Source organism: Xanthomonas sp. NCPPB 1638 (assembly GCF_041475635.2).
GTDB lineage: Bacteria > Pseudomonadota > Gammaproteobacteria > Xanthomonadales > Xanthomonadaceae > Xanthomonas > Xanthomonas cucurbitae.
Window position 1 is genome coordinate 2,194,299 of sequence record NZ_CM192984.1, and the last position, 14,915, is coordinate 2,209,213.

General features: G+C 65.9%; 13 protein-coding genes and 1 pseudogene. All 14 read left to right on the top strand.

What is annotated here, in order from left to right; genetic code table 11:
• The first annotated feature begins 29 nt into the window (after nucleotides 1-29).
• The gene (locus ACCQ13_RS09600) at nucleotides 30-1,067 is read left to right on the top strand and encodes an acyltransferase family protein (RefSeq protein ID WP_223214453.1); all 1,038 of its coding nucleotides are present in this window, start codon (nucleotides 30-32) and stop codon (nucleotides 1,065-1,067) included.
• A 67-nt stretch (nucleotides 1,068-1,134) separates the two neighbouring features.
• Nucleotides 1,135-2,277, top strand: coding sequence for a glycosyltransferase family 4 protein (locus ACCQ13_RS09605; RefSeq protein WP_159407094.1), 1,143 nt, complete (start codon nucleotides 1,135-1,137; stop codon nucleotides 2,275-2,277).
• A complete protein-coding gene (locus ACCQ13_RS09610; RefSeq protein ID WP_159407095.1) occupies nucleotides 2,274-3,311 on the top strand; it encodes a glycosyltransferase in 1,038 nt (345 codons plus the stop codon). Before ACCQ13_RS09605 ends, ACCQ13_RS09610 begins: the two co-directional genes overlap by 4 nt.
• Nucleotides 3,308-4,807, top strand: coding sequence for a lipopolysaccharide biosynthesis protein (locus ACCQ13_RS09615; RefSeq protein ID WP_159407096.1), 1,500 nt, complete (start codon nucleotides 3,308-3,310; stop codon nucleotides 4,805-4,807). The genes ACCQ13_RS09610 and ACCQ13_RS09615 overlap by 4 nt, the downstream gene beginning before the upstream one ends.
• A gap of 64 nt (nucleotides 4,808-4,871) precedes the next feature.
• Nucleotides 4,872-6,074: a GumK N-terminal domain-containing glycosyltransferase gene (locus tag ACCQ13_RS09620; protein ID WP_159407097.1), complete on the top strand. Its 1,203-nt coding sequence runs from the start codon at nucleotides 4,872-4,874 to the stop codon at nucleotides 6,072-6,074.
• 46 nt (nucleotides 6,075-6,120) lie between these two features.
• Nucleotides 6,121-6,915 carry a polysaccharide pyruvyl transferase family protein gene (locus tag ACCQ13_RS09625; RefSeq protein WP_104602781.1) on the top strand — a complete coding sequence of 265 codons (795 nt, stop codon included), beginning with the start codon at nucleotides 6,121-6,123 and terminating at the stop codon, nucleotides 6,913-6,915.
• Nucleotides 6,916-6,919: 4 nt separating this feature from the next.
• Entirely contained in the window at nucleotides 6,920-7,711 is a 792-nt protein-coding gene (locus tag ACCQ13_RS09630; protein WP_159407098.1) for a WecB/TagA/CpsF family glycosyltransferase, read from the top strand.
• Between the two features lie 137 nt (nucleotides 7,712-7,848).
• A pseudogene (locus ACCQ13_RS09635) lies at nucleotides 7,849-8,861 on the top strand (TraB/GumN family protein).
• A 242-nt stretch (nucleotides 8,862-9,103) separates the two neighbouring features.
• Complete coding sequence (locus ACCQ13_RS09640) at nucleotides 9,104-10,102, top strand: 3-oxoacyl-[acyl-carrier-protein] synthase III C-terminal domain-containing protein (protein WP_104602778.1); 999 nt, start codon at nucleotides 9,104-9,106, stop codon at nucleotides 10,100-10,102.
• A complete protein-coding gene (locus tag ACCQ13_RS09645; RefSeq protein WP_104602777.1) occupies nucleotides 10,102-10,950 on the top strand; it encodes an MBL fold metallo-hydrolase in 849 nt (282 codons plus the stop codon). Before ACCQ13_RS09640 ends, ACCQ13_RS09645 begins: the two co-directional genes overlap by 1 nt.
• Nucleotides 10,947-11,906: an NAD-dependent epimerase/dehydratase family protein gene (locus ACCQ13_RS09650; protein ID WP_159407099.1), complete on the top strand. Its 960-nt coding sequence runs from the start codon at nucleotides 10,947-10,949 to the stop codon at nucleotides 11,904-11,906. The genes ACCQ13_RS09645 and ACCQ13_RS09650 overlap by 4 nt, the downstream gene beginning before the upstream one ends.
• On the top strand, nucleotides 11,897-13,048 hold the full coding sequence (locus ACCQ13_RS09655; protein ID WP_159407100.1) for a glycosyltransferase: 1,152 nt from the start codon (nucleotides 11,897-11,899) through the stop codon (nucleotides 13,046-13,048). Before ACCQ13_RS09650 ends, ACCQ13_RS09655 begins: the two co-directional genes overlap by 10 nt.
• The gene (locus ACCQ13_RS09660) at nucleotides 13,026-13,637 is read left to right on the top strand and encodes a hypothetical protein (protein ID WP_159407101.1); all 612 of its coding nucleotides are present in this window, start codon (nucleotides 13,026-13,028) and stop codon (nucleotides 13,635-13,637) included. Before ACCQ13_RS09655 ends, ACCQ13_RS09660 begins: the two co-directional genes overlap by 23 nt.
• A complete protein-coding gene (locus tag ACCQ13_RS09665; RefSeq protein ID WP_159407102.1) occupies nucleotides 13,627-14,880 on the top strand; it encodes a glycosyltransferase in 1,254 nt (417 codons plus the stop codon). Before ACCQ13_RS09660 ends, ACCQ13_RS09665 begins: the two co-directional genes overlap by 11 nt.
• Nucleotides 14,881-14,915 lie beyond the last annotated feature (35 nt).

The window sequence follows — 14,915 nt, forward strand, 5'->3', positions numbered from 1 at the left end:
CGTCTTCCGATGCGGGTCCGGCCAGCACGATGGCCCGGCCAGCGGCCGCGGCAACGCGCGATTGGCAGATCGATGCCGCAAAGGCGCTGGCGATCGTGCTGGTCGTGCTTGGTCATGCGAGCGGCATGCCGCCGGCCTACAAGTTGTTTGCCTACAGCTTCCATGTGCCGCTGTTCTTCGTGCTCTCCGGCTGGGTGGGCGAGCGCTTCGGGCGCCGCGTATTGAACGTGGCCACGGTCAACAAGCTCGCGCGGACGTTGCTCATCCCGTACCTGGGGTTTTTTCTGGTTGCTTATGGGGTGTGGCTGTTGATGGCCGTGCTCAATCATGCATTTCAGCAACCGTGCGCGCGTCCGTGGTGGCACCCGTTCGTCGGCGTGTTGTGGGCCAACGGAACACGTTTGTATGTGCTTCCGGCACTGTGGTTTCTGCCAGCCTTGTTTGTCACAACGCTGAGCTACATTGCACTGCGCGCACGGCTGAGCGCCACCGTGGTGGCTGCGCTCGGCTTGCCGCTCGCATTGGCCTGGGTCAGCTGGTTTCCGTTGCTGCAGATGCGCCTGCCGCTTGCGCTGGATGTATTGCCGGTTGCGTTGTTCTTCATCGCCGTCGGTGCTGCCCTGTCGCGGTTCGCCGATACGCTGCGATCGGTCTCGGCGCTGGGGTGGGCACTGGTCTTGCCGGTGGTGGCGGCTGCATGGGGCGTACTGGCGGCGTGGAACGGGCAGGTGGATGTCAATAACCTTCAGTTCGGGCATTGGCCTGTGCTGTTCCTGCTGGTGAGCCTACTCGGCACGGCGATGACCTTGTGCGTGGCCTATTTCCTTCGGCACTGGCGCTGGGTGCAATGGATCGGCACCAACACCTTGCTGATCCTGTGCACGCACACGCTGGTGTTCCTGGTGGCGACCAGCGTGGTTGCGCGGACCGGGGTGGTGGATCGGGGGCTCATCGGTACGCCGGTGTGGGCGATGGGCCTGAGCGCGTTCGCGATTGCAGGCGCTGTGCCGCTGCGTGCGGTGCTGGTGCGTCTGGCGCCATGGATGTTGGGGTTGAAGGGTCGATGACCAATTGCAGAATCATTAGCCGTCGCAGCACCTGCGTGCGCGTCGCTGGCACAGGAGATGGGCGTCAATGAAAGTGGTGCATGTCGTCCGCCAATTCCACCCGTCGATCGGGGGGATGGAGGAAGTCGTTCTCAATGTGGCCCGCCAGCATCAGGCCACCAGTGCCGATACGGTGGAGGTGGTCACGCTGGATCGCGTGTTCACCGATCCGGGTGCACAGCTGGCGCCGCAGGAAGCCTACCAAGGTCTGCCGATCCGGCGGATCGGCTATCGCGGTTCGTCGCGTTATCCACTGGCGCCCTCGGTGCTGGGTGCGATCCGCTCTGCGGACCTGGTGCATCTGCATGGCATCGATTTTTTCTACGACTATCTGGCACTGACCAAGCCATTGCATCGCAAGCCGATGGTGGTATCCACGCATGGTGGTTTCTTCCACACCGCATACGCCTCGCGCATGAAGCAGCTGTGGTTCCAGACCCTGACGCGTATCTCGGCACTGGCGTATTGCCGGGTCATTGCCACCAGCGAAAACGACGGCGACCTGTTTGCCAAGGTGGTCTCGCCGGCGCGGCTGCGCGTGATCGAAAATGGCGTGGATGTGGAAAAATATGCGGGGCAGGGCGCAGTAACGCCGGGCCGGACGATGCTGTATTTCGGTCGCTGGTCGGTGAACAAGGGCCTGATCGAAACGCTGGAGTTGCTGCAGGCTGCGCTCAAGCGCGACCCGCAATGGCGCCTGATCGTCGCCGGCCGCGCGTACGACCTGAACGATGCCGATTTGCGCAAGGCCATTGCCGAGCGCGGGTTGCAGGACAAGGTGCAGCTGAGCATGTCGCCGTCGCAGGAGCAGTTGCGCGCGCTGATGCAGCAGGCGCAGTTCTTCGTTTGCCTGTCGCGGCATGAAGGCTTCGGTATCGCGGCGGTGGAGGCGATGAGCGCGGGGCTGATCCCCGTCCTCAGTGACATTCCGCCGTTCGTGCGGCTTGCCACTGAATCGGGGCAGGGCGTGATCGTCAACCGCGACCGCATCGAGGCGGCGGCTGACCAGGTGCAGGCGCTGGCGCTGACGGCAGACACCGATTTTGCTCCCCGTCGCGCGGCGACCATGGCCTATGTGAGCCGCTACGACTGGAAACACGTGGTTGGGCGCTATGTCGACGAGTACCACATGGCATTGGGTACGCCGCGCCCGCGGGAGACGCTGCGATGAGCGCGCCCGCAGCCACAGCGGCGGCGAAGCCGCAGCTCACGGTGCTGTTTTCCACCGAACAGCCCAATGCCAACACCAACCCCTATCTGACCCAGCTGTATGACGCGCTCCCGGACGCGGTGCAGCTGCGCTTCTTCTCGATGCGCGTTGCGTTGCTGTCGCGCTACGACGTGCTGCACCTGCATTGGCCGGAGTACCTGCTGCGCCATCCCAGTGCTGTGGGAACGCTGGCCAAGCAGATGTGTGCGGCCTTGTTGCTGCTCAAACTGCAGGTGACCGGCACGCCGGTCGTGCGGACCTTGCACAATCTGGCGCCGCACGAAGATCGCGGTTGGCGCGAGCGCAGCCTGTTGCGCTGGATCGACCGCCTGACACGCCGCTGGATCCGCATCAATGCGACCACGCCGGCGCGTCCGCCGTTCACCGACACCATCCTGCATGGGCATTATCGCGACTGGTTCGCGCCCATGCCCCAGGGCAGCAGGGTACCTGGGCGGCTGTTGCACTTTGGCCTGATCCGCCCGTACAAGGGCGTGGAAACGTTGCTGGACGTGATGCAGCAGGTGAGCGACCCGCGCGTGAATCTGCGCATCGTGGGCAACCCGGCCACACCGCAGATGCGGACGCTGGTGGAAGCTGCGTGCGTGCAGGATCCGCGCATCACTGCGCTGCTGGCCTATGTGGAAGAACCGGTGCTGGCCCGCGAAGTCAGCGAAGCCGAATTGGTGGTGCTGCCGTACCGGCAGATGCACAACTCCGGCACCTTATTGCTGGCGTTGTCGCTGGCGCGGCCGGTGCTGGCGCCGTGGAGCGAATCCAATGCGGCGATCGCCGAAGAAGTGGGTCCGGGCTGGGTGTTTCTGTACGAGGGTGATTTCGATACAGCGTTGCTGGCCGGCATGCTGGACAAGGTGCGCACGGCGCCGCGCGCACCGGCACCGGATCTGTCGCAGCGCGACTGGCCGCGTAGCGGGCAGCTGCACTACCGCACCTATCTGGAAGCGCTGGGCAAGGATGGAGATGCGGCGCTGTGACCGCTGAAACGCCTACACCGCCCACTCCCGCGCCGCCGCAGCGCAGCCTGGGTTCGCGTGCCGCCGGCGGGGCCGCAGTGACCATGCTGGGCCAGTCGGCCAAGATGGTGGTGCAGTTTGGCGGCATCATCCTGCTGGCGCGGTTGCTGACGCCTTACGACTATGGCCTGATGGCGATGGTGACTGCCATTGTGGGCGCCGCAGAAATCCTGCGCGATTTCGGCTTGTCGGCTGCTGCGGTCCAGGCCAAGCACGTCAGCCGCGAACAACGTGACAACCTGTTCTGGATCAACAGCGGCATCGGCCTGCTGCTGTCGGTGATCGTGTTCGCTTCGGCGCAGCTGATCGCCAATTTCTACAACGAACCGGCGCTGGTCACGATTTCCCAGGCGCTGGCGGTGACTTTCCTGCTCAATGGCATGACCACGCAATACCGCGCGCATTTGAGCCGCGGACTGCGCTTCGGGCAGGTGGCACTGAGTGATGTCGGTTCGCAGGTGCTGGGCCTGGGCGCGGCGGTGGCTGCCGCGTTGCTGGGCTGGGGTTACTGGGCGCTGGTGGTGCAGCAGGTGGTGCAGGCAGTGGTCAACCTGGTGATCGCTGCCAGTTGTGCGCGCTGGTTGCCGGGCGGCTATCAGCGTGCGGCGCCGATGCGCGACTTCATGAGCTTTGGCTGGAACCTGATGGCGGCGCAGTTGCTGGGTTACGCCAGCCGCAACGTTGGGCAGGTCATCATCGGTTGGCGCACTGGTCCGGATGCATTGGGCCTGTATAACCGCGCGTTCCAGCTGTTGATGATGCCGCTGAACCAGATCAATGCGCCGGCCACCAGCGTGGCCTTGCCGGTGTTGTCGCAACTGCAGGACGACCGCGAGCGATTCAGCGCGTTCCTGCTGCGTGGGCAGACGGTGATGGTGCATCTGATCGTGGCGCTGTTCTCGTTCGCCTGTGCGGTGGCGATGCCGTTGATCGTGCTGGTGCTGGGCGAACAATGGCGCGAAGCAGTGCCATTGTTCCAGGTGCTGGCGCTGGGTGGCATCTTCCAGACAGCGTCTTACGCCACCTACTGGGTGTTCCTGGCCAGGGGGTTGATGCGGCAGCAGCTGCTGTTCTCGCTGGTGAGCCGCATCGTGCTGATCGCCTGCATCTTCGTCGGTTCGCGCTGGGGCGCCATGGGGGTGGCGATCGGTTATTCGTTCGGTCTGCTGCTGACCTGGCCGCTGTCGCTGATCTGGGTCGGCAAGATCTCCGACACGCCGGTAGCCGCGCTATTCAGCAATGCAGTCCGTGCGATGACGGCCTATGGGCTCGCCGGTGCCTGTGCCTACTACGCGTCGGTCACCGTTGGCGGCCCGTTGTGGCAGCAGTTGGGCGTTGGCGCTGCAGCGATGGCCGCAGTCTGTCTGCTGATGCTGGGCATCTGGCCGGCATTCCGCCGCGATGTGGTTTCCATCATCAATATCCGCTTACTGACACAGGCCAGGGCGCGCCGATGAGATCGACATCGTCTTCTCCTGTCCTCAGGCATGCTTTCTCTCACTCATTCATAGGACACGGCCCATGAGCGACACATCCGCCGCCGCTGCTTCCGGCATTCGCCGGCCTTGCTACCTGGTCTTGTCCGCCCACGATTACCGCACGCCGCGCCGCGCCAACATCCATTTCATCACCGATCAGCTCGCGCAGCGTGGCACCACGCGGTTCTTCTCGCTGCGCTACAGCCGCCTGTCGCGGATGAAGGGCGACGCGCGCTTGCCACTCGATGAGACTGCCAACACCGTGGTGTCGCATAAGGGCGTGGATTGCTATCTGTGGCGTACTGCGGTGCATCCCTTCAATACGCGTCGCGCATGGTTGCGCTCGGTCGAGGATGCGATGTTTCGCTGGTATGCCGCGCATCCACCGCGCCAGTTGCTCGACTGGATGCGCGACGCCGACGTCATCGTGTTTGAAAGCGGTATCGCGGTGGCGTTCATCGAACTGGCCAAGCGCACCAACCCCGCAGCCAAGCTGGTATATCGGGCTTCCGATGGCCTGAGCACGATCAACGTGGCGTCCTATATCGAACGTGAGTTCGATCGGGTGGCGTCCTCGCTGGATGTGATTGCGCTGGTATCGCCGGCCATGGCGGAGGAAATCGCCAGCCGCGACAATGTCTACCACGTAGGCCATGGCGTGGATCACAACCTGGACCAACTGGGAGACCCATCGCCGTATGGCGAGGGAATCCATGCAGTGGCGGTGGGGTCGATGTTGTTCGATCCGGACTTCTTCGTGGTTGCCAGCAAGGCGTTCCCGCAGGTCACGTTCCATGTGATCGGCTCAGGCATGGGCCGTCACCCAGGCTACGGCGACAACGTCATCGTCTATGGTGAGATGAAGCACGCCGAGACCATCGGCTACATCAAGCACGCGCGTTTGGGCATTGCGCCGTATGCGTCGGAACAGGTGCCGGTCTACCTGGCTGACAGCTCGATGAAGCTGCTGCAGTACGACTTCTTCGGTTTGCCGGCCGTGTGCCCCAACGCCGTGGTCGGGCCCTACCAGTCCCGCTTTGGCTATACACCCGGTAATGCAGAGTCGATCGTTGCCGCGATCAGCTTGGCGCTGGATGCGCCGCATGTGCGCTACCGCCAGTGCCTGAACTGGTCGGACACCACCGACCGCGTGCTCGATCCGGCCGCGTATCCGGAAACCCGTTTGTATCCGCAGCACATCGGCGCCGCCGCGCGTGCTTCCTCGGAGGCCGCGCTTTCGCATTGACCGATGCGGCGCACCTCGCACGTTTGTACACAGGAGACCCTTGGAAATGGCCAACGCTTTGCTGCAGAAGTGGGTGGAACACGCAGAACGTCGTGCACTGTTCTGGTGGAAGCCGAAGAATGCGGGCGTCAACATGGGCGACCACCTGTCCAAGGTGATCGTCTCCTGCGTGCTGTCGTTGCAGGACAAGACGCTGATCGAAAAACACGATCTCAGCAAGAAGCTCATCGCAATCGGGTCGGTGCTGCATTTCGCCAAGGACGGCGACACCGTCTGGGGCAGCGGCATCAACGGCAAGATTCCCGCCGAGCGCAATACCTTCAGCACGCTGGACGTGCGTGCAGTCCGTGGGCCCAAGACCCGCCAATTCCTGCTGGATCGTGGCATCGCGGTGCCGGAGGTCTATGGCGACCCGGGCCTGTTGACCCCGATGTTCTTTCCCGCCGAGGCGCTGGGCGAGGTGCAGAAACGTCCGTTCGCCATCGTTCCGCATTTCAACGAGCCGGTTGAAAAATACAGCGCCTACGCCGATCACCTGGTGTTCCCGGACGTCAAGCCGGCAACATTCACAAGCCGCTTGTTGGGCGCGGAGCTGGTGGTCAGTAGTTCGTTGCATGGTCTGATCCTGGCCGAGGCCTATGGCATCCCGGCGGTCTACCTGGACTGGGGCAATGGCGAAGACCGCTTCAAGTACGACGACTACTACTACGGCACCGGGCGCACCCAGTGGCATTCGGGCAATAACGTGGAAGAGTGCCTGGCGCTGGGGGGCAACGGCAGCTTCGACCTCGAAAAACTGCAGTCCGGCTTGCTGGCTGCCTTCCCTTACGACCTTTGGTGATTCGATGATGCAAGGCCAGCGCATGCAGATGGACACAACGCCCGCCGCCGTCGAGGCACCGCCGGGCGTGGTGATTCCACTGGGCGGCTTTCCGGTGCTGTCCACCACTCAGGAAGCCTTCGCGGTGGACCTGTTCCAGGCGTTGGCGGCGCAGCAGCCGCGCCGGGTGTTCTTCGCCAACACCAATTTCATCGTGCAGTGCCAGGCACTGCGCAAACGCATGCGCGAACCCAGTGTGCGCATCGTCAACGATGGAATCGGGATGGATCTGGCGGCACGGCTGATTCATGGACGCCGGTTTGCCGGCAATCTCAACGGGACCGACCTGATCCCGTACCTGTGCCGGCACAGTGCGCAGCCGCTGAAGTTCTTCCTGCTGGGCGGGCAGCCCGGTGTCGGCAAGACCGCTGCGGCCACCTTGGCCAACTCCCTGGGACAGCAGGTGGTCGGCATCTGCGACGGGTATGGCGAATTTGCCGCCGCAGGCCAGGGCCTGGCCGAGCGCATCAACCGCTCCGACGCGGACGTGCTGCTGGTGGCATTCGGCAATCCGTTGCAGGAACGCTGGATCCTCGACCATAGCCACGCATTGCGGGTGCCGTTGGTCTTCGGGGTAGGCGCATTGCTCGACTTTCTTTCCGGCACCGCCAGGCGCGCGCCGGACTGGGTGCGCCGCCTGCACATGGAGTGGATGTACCGCCTGCTCAACGAGCCGCGTCGCCTGCTCAAGCGCTATAGCTGGGACCTGCTGGTGTTCTTCCGCACCTGTCTGCGCGCGGGCAAGCAGTTGCCCTGATCCACGGCGTGCGCTGCTGGCCTAGCATGCGGGGATGCAGCGTCGATGGCATGTCTTGCTGCCGTGGCACAACGCTTCCCTAACGCGGCGGGTGCTGGCTTCACGTAATGTCCGCCTCACACAGGGGGCGATGCGCGATGCGACACAGGGCAGCGGGATGGGGAGTCGGCATGTGCTGGTATCGCTGCTGGCGGCGGCCAGCGAAACGCTGCCGCCGAAGACGGCGCCACCACCGCCGGTGGTAGATCTGGAAGCGATGGTGGTCCGCGGCGTGCAGCCCGGGCCGGGCCTGTGGAAGGTCAGCAAGGGTGACCACGTGTTGTGGATCCTGGGCACGCAGTCGCCGTTGCCCAAGCGCCTGCAATGGCAATCGAGCGAAGTGGAAACCATCATTGGCCAGTCCCAACAGGTGCTGATGGCGCCGACCGTACAAGTCGATGCGGACATGGGGTTCTTCGGCAAACTCACCTTGCTGCCGTCGGCGATGAAGGCGATGAAGAACGCCGATGGCCGCGAACTGCGCGAGGTATTGCCGCCCGATCTGTACGCGCGCTGGCGTGTGGCCAAGGCCCGCTACATCGGCGACGACCGCAGCGTGGAGCGCAAGCGCCCGATGCTGGCCGCTGGCGAGTTGTACCAGGCGGCGCTGAAACGCTCGGGCCTGGCCCGCTCGCCGGTGATCTGGTCGGTGGTGGAGCGCGCCGCCAAGCGCGCGGGCATCAAGCCGACACCCACCGCGTTGGACTACAAGATCACCGACCCGCGGCAGGCGCTCAAGGAATTTCGTGCTGGCGGCATGGACGACACTGGCTGCTTTCGCAGCATCCTGGTGACGGTGGAGCGCGATCTGCCCACCATGGTCGAACGCGCCAATGCCTGGTCGGTGGGCGACATCGAGGCGTTGCGCCAGTTGCCGCGCGAAGATCCGCAGGCAGCGTGCATGAGCGCGATGGCCAGTTCCGGGGCGGCCAGGAAACGCGGTATCGACGATCTGGAGCGGCGCATGCGCGAGCATTGGCTCGGCATCGCCAGTGCCGCGTTGCAGCGCAACCGCAGCACCTTCGCGGTGTTGCCGATCAGTCGCTTGACCGCGCCCGATGGGTATCTGGCCCGCCTGCAGGCGCTCGGCTACGAGGTGGAGGCGCCTTGATCGCCTGACGCATCGGGTGGTACACGTCTGCACGCGCGATTGCCTGCTGCAGTCCGCCGGCGATGTCGTTGTGCAGTGGTTGCAGCCGTTTGAAGCGGCGCTTGTCGCGCCCGGTCGCCGGAGCCGTGTCGCGCGCCTCCCGGATGGCACTGCGATCGCGCAGGGCGACTGGTCGTGCGGGGGTTAGGCCGGCCGTTGCTGCCACGGTATGCTGCGTGCCTTGTTTGCCGAGAGCTTTCGTGTTGAACGCATTGCCGCTGCGCATCCTGGGTACTGGACGCCATGTCCCGGCGCGCGAAGTCACTTCACTCGCGCTGGACGCGCGCTGGCAGTTGCCGGCCGGAACCACGGCCGCACGCCTGGGTGTGGTGACCCGTTATTACGTGGGCGAGGGCGAAACGGCATCGTCGATGGGAGCGGCCGCAGCGCGGCAGGCGTTGAACACTGCCGGCATCGACGCAACCCAGATCGATTGCCTGATCTCGGCCTGTGCGGTCATGGAGCAACCGATTCCCTGTCAGGCGGTGCTGATCCAGCGCGCATTGGGCTTGGGCGATTCCGGCATTCCCGCCTTCGATGTCAATGCCACCTGCCTGAGCTTCCTGGTGGCGCTGGACATGGCCGCCAGTGCGCTGGCCCTGGGCCGCTACCGGCGCGTGTTGATCGTCTCCAGCGAAGTGGCATCGGCCGGGCTGGATGATGCCGTCCCCGGCACTGCGGGATTGTTCGGTGATGGCGCTGCCGCGGTCGTGGTTGGGTGCAGCAGTGCAGGCCAGGACTCGGCGTTGCTGTCCAGCCGCCTTGCCAGTTATGGCAACGGCGCGGACCTGTGCCGCATCGGCGGCGGCGGCACCCGCGCGCCGCACGGAGAAGCAGGCGCACCCGCGGCCTCGCGCCTGTTCTGGATGGATGGCCGCGGCGCGTACCGCTTTGCCGCGCGTCACCTGCCAGCGTTCTGGACGCAACTGCTGGACGAGGCGGGGGTTGCGGCCACCGCGTTGCGCTGGCTGGTGCCGCACCAGGCCTCCGGTGGTGGCCTGGAGCATGTGGTGCGGGCGCTGGGGCTGCATGCCGAGCAGGTGGTGCGCATCCTGCCGACCACCGGCAACCAGGTGGCCGCCTCGTTGCCGCATGCCCTGCATCATGCCGTGGTGGATCGGCAACTGCAGCGCGGCGAGCTGGTCGCCTTGCTCGGCACCGGCGCCGGCTTGGCGATCGGCGGCATGGTGTTGCGCTACTGATGGCGCCGCGCGTTTCCCTCGACCTGCTGCGCATCGGCCATTGCCGGCATTGCGAGCGCATGGTGCGCGCCGATGGGCATTGGCATGCGGTCGAGTTTCCGGCCTTGAGCGTGCTGATCCGGCATCCGCAGCGCGGCGCGCTGCTCTACGACACCGGCTATGCGGAGCATTTTTTCCGCGCCACCGATCCGTGGCCGGAACGCCTGTATCGCTGGACCACGCCGGTGACGCTGCCGGCGCACGAAACCCTGGGCGCGCAACTGGCGCGTCGCGGCGTGCAGCTGGACGAGATCGCCTGGTGCCTGGTGTCGCATTTCCATGCCGACCATATCGGTGGCCTGCGCGATCTGCCGAACGCGCGTTTCATCTGTCTGCGCGCGGACTATGCGCAGATGCGCCGCTGTTCGCGGTTGGGCGGGTTGCGCCGCGCGCTGTTGCCGCAGCTGCTGCCGGCCGATGTCGATCGGCGCATGCAGTTTGCCGAACAGGCGCCGCAGCGTGCATTGACCGGTGCCTGGCAAGGCCTGGGCATTGCCTACGATCTGTTCGAAGACGGTAGCGTGCTCGCTGTGCCGCTGCCTGGCCATGTGCCGGGGCAGATGGGGCTATGGCTGCGCGATCAACAGGATCGCGAGGTGTTGCTGTGCGCAGATGCGGTGTGGTCGTCGGCAACCTGGAAGACACTGCAATGGCCGGCCTGGCCCACCCGCCTGGTGATGCACGACTGGCCCGCCTTCCAGCGCACCGTGCGGCAGCTGCACGGCCTGTCGCAGGCGCATCCGGAGCTGGTCATCCTGCCTTCGCACTGCCAGCCCAGTCTGGACCGTTATCAACCGGAGTGGCGATGAGCCTGCGCATTCTCGTGACCGGTGCATCCGGTTTTGTCGGCGGCGCATTCCTGCGGCGTTTCCAAGGGTGGCCCGGTGTGGAGATCCATGGCATCGGTCGGCGCGCGAGCGCGCTGCCCAACTATCACCGCATCGATCTGAGCCAGCCGTTCGCGCTGGACTGGCAACCGGACGTGGTGATCCATGCGGCCGCGCTGGCGTCGCCGTGGGGAACGCGCGCGCAGTTCCTCCAGCACAACGTGCAGGCCACCGCCAACGTCATCGACTTCTGCAGGCGGCACGGTTGCCCGCGCCTGCTGTATGTCTCGTCCAGTTCGGTGTTCTATCGCGAGGAACATCAGTACGACCTGGAGGAGGACAGCCCGATCGGCCCGGCCTTCGTCAACACCTATGCGCAGACCAAGTACCTGGGTGAAACGCTGCTCGAGACGTATCCGGGCCAATGGTCAGTGTTGCGCCCGCGTGCGGTGTTCGGGCCGGGCGATACGGTGCTGTTTCCGCGCGTGATCGCGGCGGCCCGCAAGGGCGCGCTGCCGCGGTTTGTCGGCCAGACCCAGCCGGTGATCGGCGATCTGATCTACATCGATGCGCTGTGCGATTACCTCTACCGCGCCGCCACCGCAGCGCAGCTGCAGCGCGCTTACAACCTCACCAATGCGCAGCCGGTGGATTTGCAGCAGCTGTTGCTGGATGTGCTGGCACGCCTGCACTTGCCGCTGCCGCAGCGCGAGGTGCGCATCGGCACGGCGCTGCGCATGGCCAGCGTGGTGGAGGGCGCGTATCGCTTGCTGCGGTTGCGCAGCGAGCCGCCGATCACGCGCTTCGGCGTGGGCGTGTTCGCGTATTCCAAGACCTTCAATCCGCGGCGCACGCTGGCCGATCTGGGGCCGCCCAGTGTCGGTCTGGACGAGGGCGTGGAGGCGTTCGTCCGCTGGCAGGCGGCGCAATGGGCCTAGTGTCGGCCCTGGCTGCGCTCTATCTGGTCTTGCTTATCGTCAAGACCGCAGCGGCGCTGTGGGTGATGCACCGCGCACGCATGGCGCCGTTGCATGGCGCTGCAGCCCGCCAGGCGGATGTGGCGATCCTGCAGCCCATCCTGGGGGGCGACGCGCAGTTGCAGCAGGTGCTGGCCGCCAACCTGCAGGCGCTGCCGCAGGCGCACTTCCTGTGGCTGCTGGACGCGGACGACCGCGCTGGCAATACGGTGGCTGATGCGCTGGTGGCGCTGTATCCGCAGGTGCGCATCACCCGCATGCAGGTGCCCGCTGCGCCGCCGGATCTCAATCCGAAGGCGTGGAAGTTGCAGGCGGCGCTTGCGCAGCTGCAGGCGCCGATCAGTCTGGTGCTGGATGACGATGCGCAGTTGAGCGCTGCTGCGCTGGTGCAGTTGCTGCGCGATCTGCAGCACGCCGACCTGGTCACCGGGTTGCCGTATTACCGCGATAGCGACACGCTGGCCGGGCGGCTGCTGGCGCAGTTCGTCAACAACAATGCCGCGCTCACCTATCTGGGCTGGCTGCCGTTCGCCGCGCCGCTGACCATCAACGGCATGTGCTACGCCGTGCGGACCGAGCGCCTGCGTGCCTGGGGCGGTTTTTCCGGCCTGCTGGACCAGCTCACCGACGATCTGGCCGTGGCCGCCCTGGTGCGCCAACGTGGTGGCCGCATCCGGCAATCCACCGCCCCGGTGGCGATGCGCACCGCCATGCCGGATCTGCCCAGCTATGCCCGTCAGATGCATCGCTGGATGCTGTTCGCCTTGCTCCTGCTGCGCCGTCAGCGCATCGGTATTGCCGCTGCCATCTCGGTGCTGCAGGGATTGCCGCCGGTGGTGTTGGTGGCCCTGTTGCTCGGCATCTGCGTGCAGCCCGGTGGCTGGTCCATCGCATGCGGGGCGACGCTCTTGCTGCTGCGCGCGCTGCTGCTGTGTGCGGTGCAGTGGCGCAGCACCGGAGCAGTGCGCCACCGGCCAGTGTTGTCGGTCCTGGCCGAATGCCTGCAGCCGCTGCACCTGTTGCACGCGGCCTGCGTACGCAGCATCGCCTGGCGCACGCGGCGTTACCACGTGCTGGCGGATGGTCGCTTCCGTGCGCAGTGACGCGCCAGCGGTGCAGATCGCCTTTCTCACCGGGCAGAGCGATCCGGCGAGCTGTGCGTTGAGCGCGCAGCAACGCGATTTTCTGCAGCAGCTGCACGGCGATGGCCGGCAGTTGATCGCATGCAATTACCCGTACCGCAGCGACATGGCGCCGCACCGTCGCGTTGCGCTGTGGCGCGCCAGTGTCTCCAACGCACGCCACTACCTGGCCGCGCGTGCTGCGCGCGTGGCGTATAGCGATCGCATGAGCGTGCAGGCCCTGCTTGCGCAGGCGCCGATGACGGTGCTGCTGGCCGGCAGCTGCGGGTTGCAGCTGCTCACTGCGCTGCAGCTGCCGCAGGAGCTGCGCGCGCATCTGGCGGTGTTCGCCTATGGCCCGGTCTGCCGCAACCCGGCCACGTTCGCGCAGTTGCATAGCGTGCAAGGGCGCAGCGACTGGATTTCGCGTGCGTTGTTTCGCGGGCCGGTGCAGCTGGCGCCGGCCTGCGGGCATCTGGATTACCTGACCACTGCGAAGGTGCTGTCCGAGTGCCAGGCCTTCGTCGCCACGGTCCAGCAGACGCAGCGGGGCAGGGTGCATGCGCATTGATCTGGTCGCCCCGCCGTACAGTGGGCATCTGCATCCGATCCTGGCCATCGCCCGGCAGCTCGCGCCGCACCACGATGTGCATGTGGTCAGCACGCCGGCCGCGCAGGCGCGTATCCAGGCATGTGGATTGCGCGGCGCCGGCGTCCTGGATGCGCAAGCCGACCGCGTGTTGCTGGAGATCGCCAACCCGCCGCATGCGGTCGGCCATCACCCCGTGCGTCTGCGCCGGCAGCTGCACGCCGCGCTGGGTTTGATGGCGCAGGTGGGCAATGCGCTGCAGGCGCGTTGGCGCACGCAGCGGCCGGACCTGGTGATCGCCGACTTCACCCTGCCCAGTGCCGGGCTGGCGGCGCAGGCGATGGGCATCGCCTGGTGGACCAGCATGCCGTCGCCCTGCGTGATCGAAACCGGCGACGGGCCACCTGCGTACTTTGGCGGCCTGCTGCCTGCGACCACGCTGCGCCAGCGTGCCTGGCATGCGATCGCCCGGCGGCTCACCCGCGGCTTCAAGCGCAGCCTGCATGCCTGCTACCGGCGGCAGATGCGGGCCTGCGGGTTGCCCGCGCTGTATCGCAACGATGGCAGCGAGGCGGTGTATTCGCCGCAGTGCATCCTGGCCTTGGGCGTGCCGTCGTTCGAATTCGCACAGCGCTGGCCCGCCGCGCTGCGCTTTGTCGGGCCGCAGTTGTGCACGCCCCCGTCGGCCGTGCAGGCACCGGAATTCATCGCCGGGCGGCGGCATGTGCTGGTGACCCTGGGCACGCATCTGCAGTGGGTCAAGCAGCGAATGGATGCGGTGCTGCGCGCGCTGGCGCCGCAGTTTCCCGAGGTGGTGTTCCACTTCAGCGATGGCGACACCGCCGCGCCGCCGCAGCCGGCATACGGCAATTATCGGCGTCTGCCCTACGTGGACTACGCGCAGCATCTGCATCGCTATGCGCTGGTGGTTCACCACGGCGGTGCCGGCATCCTGTACGCCTGCCTGGAGGCGGGATTGCCGGCGATCGTGTATCCACTGGACTACGACCAGTTCGACCACGCCGCGCGGTTGCAGGCTGCCGACGCGGCATGGTGGCTGCGGGAGCTGGACGGGCTGCCGGCGCTCGTGCGCGAGGCACTCGCGTGTGCCGAGCCGGGCCCGGGGGTGCGTCGGTTGCAGATGGAGCTGCACGACATGCAGGCGCGTGGCCGCATCGTGGAGCTGGTAGAAACTTTTCAGCGCACCGGTTCGGTGACAGCGTAGATTTTCAGGCGGCAGGTTGGCCAACGAAAAAACCG

Excerpts from the sequence above, each read along its gene's own strand:
- ACCQ13_RS09600 (WP_223214453.1), top strand. The coding sequence starts at position 30 with ATGGCCCGGCCAGCGGCCGCGGCAACGCGCGATTGGCAGATCGATGCC.
- ACCQ13_RS09605 (WP_159407094.1), top strand. The coding sequence starts at position 1,135 with ATGAAAGTGGTGCATGTCGTCCGCCAATTCCACCCGTCGATCGGGGGG.
- ACCQ13_RS09610 (WP_159407095.1), top strand. The coding sequence starts at position 2,274 with ATGAGCGCGCCCGCAGCCACAGCGGCGGCGAAGCCGCAGCTCACGGTG.
- ACCQ13_RS09620 (WP_159407097.1), top strand. The coding sequence starts at position 4,872 with ATGAGCGACACATCCGCCGCCGCTGCTTCCGGCATTCGCCGGCCTTGC.
- ACCQ13_RS09625 (WP_104602781.1), top strand. The coding sequence starts at position 6,121 with ATGGCCAACGCTTTGCTGCAGAAGTGGGTGGAACACGCAGAACGTCGT.
- ACCQ13_RS09630 (WP_159407098.1), top strand. The coding sequence starts at position 6,920 with ATGATGCAAGGCCAGCGCATGCAGATGGACACAACGCCCGCCGCCGTC.
- ACCQ13_RS09645 (WP_104602777.1), top strand. The coding sequence starts at position 10,102 with ATGGCGCCGCGCGTTTCCCTCGACCTGCTGCGCATCGGCCATTGCCGG.
- ACCQ13_RS09650 (WP_159407099.1), top strand. The coding sequence starts at position 10,947 with ATGAGCCTGCGCATTCTCGTGACCGGTGCATCCGGTTTTGTCGGCGGC.
- ACCQ13_RS09655 (WP_159407100.1), top strand. The coding sequence starts at position 11,897 with ATGGGCCTAGTGTCGGCCCTGGCTGCGCTCTATCTGGTCTTGCTTATC.
- ACCQ13_RS09660 (WP_159407101.1), top strand. The coding sequence starts at position 13,026 with ATGGTCGCTTCCGTGCGCAGTGACGCGCCAGCGGTGCAGATCGCCTTT.
- ACCQ13_RS09665 (WP_159407102.1), top strand. The coding sequence starts at position 13,627 with ATGCGCATTGATCTGGTCGCCCCGCCGTACAGTGGGCATCTGCATCCG.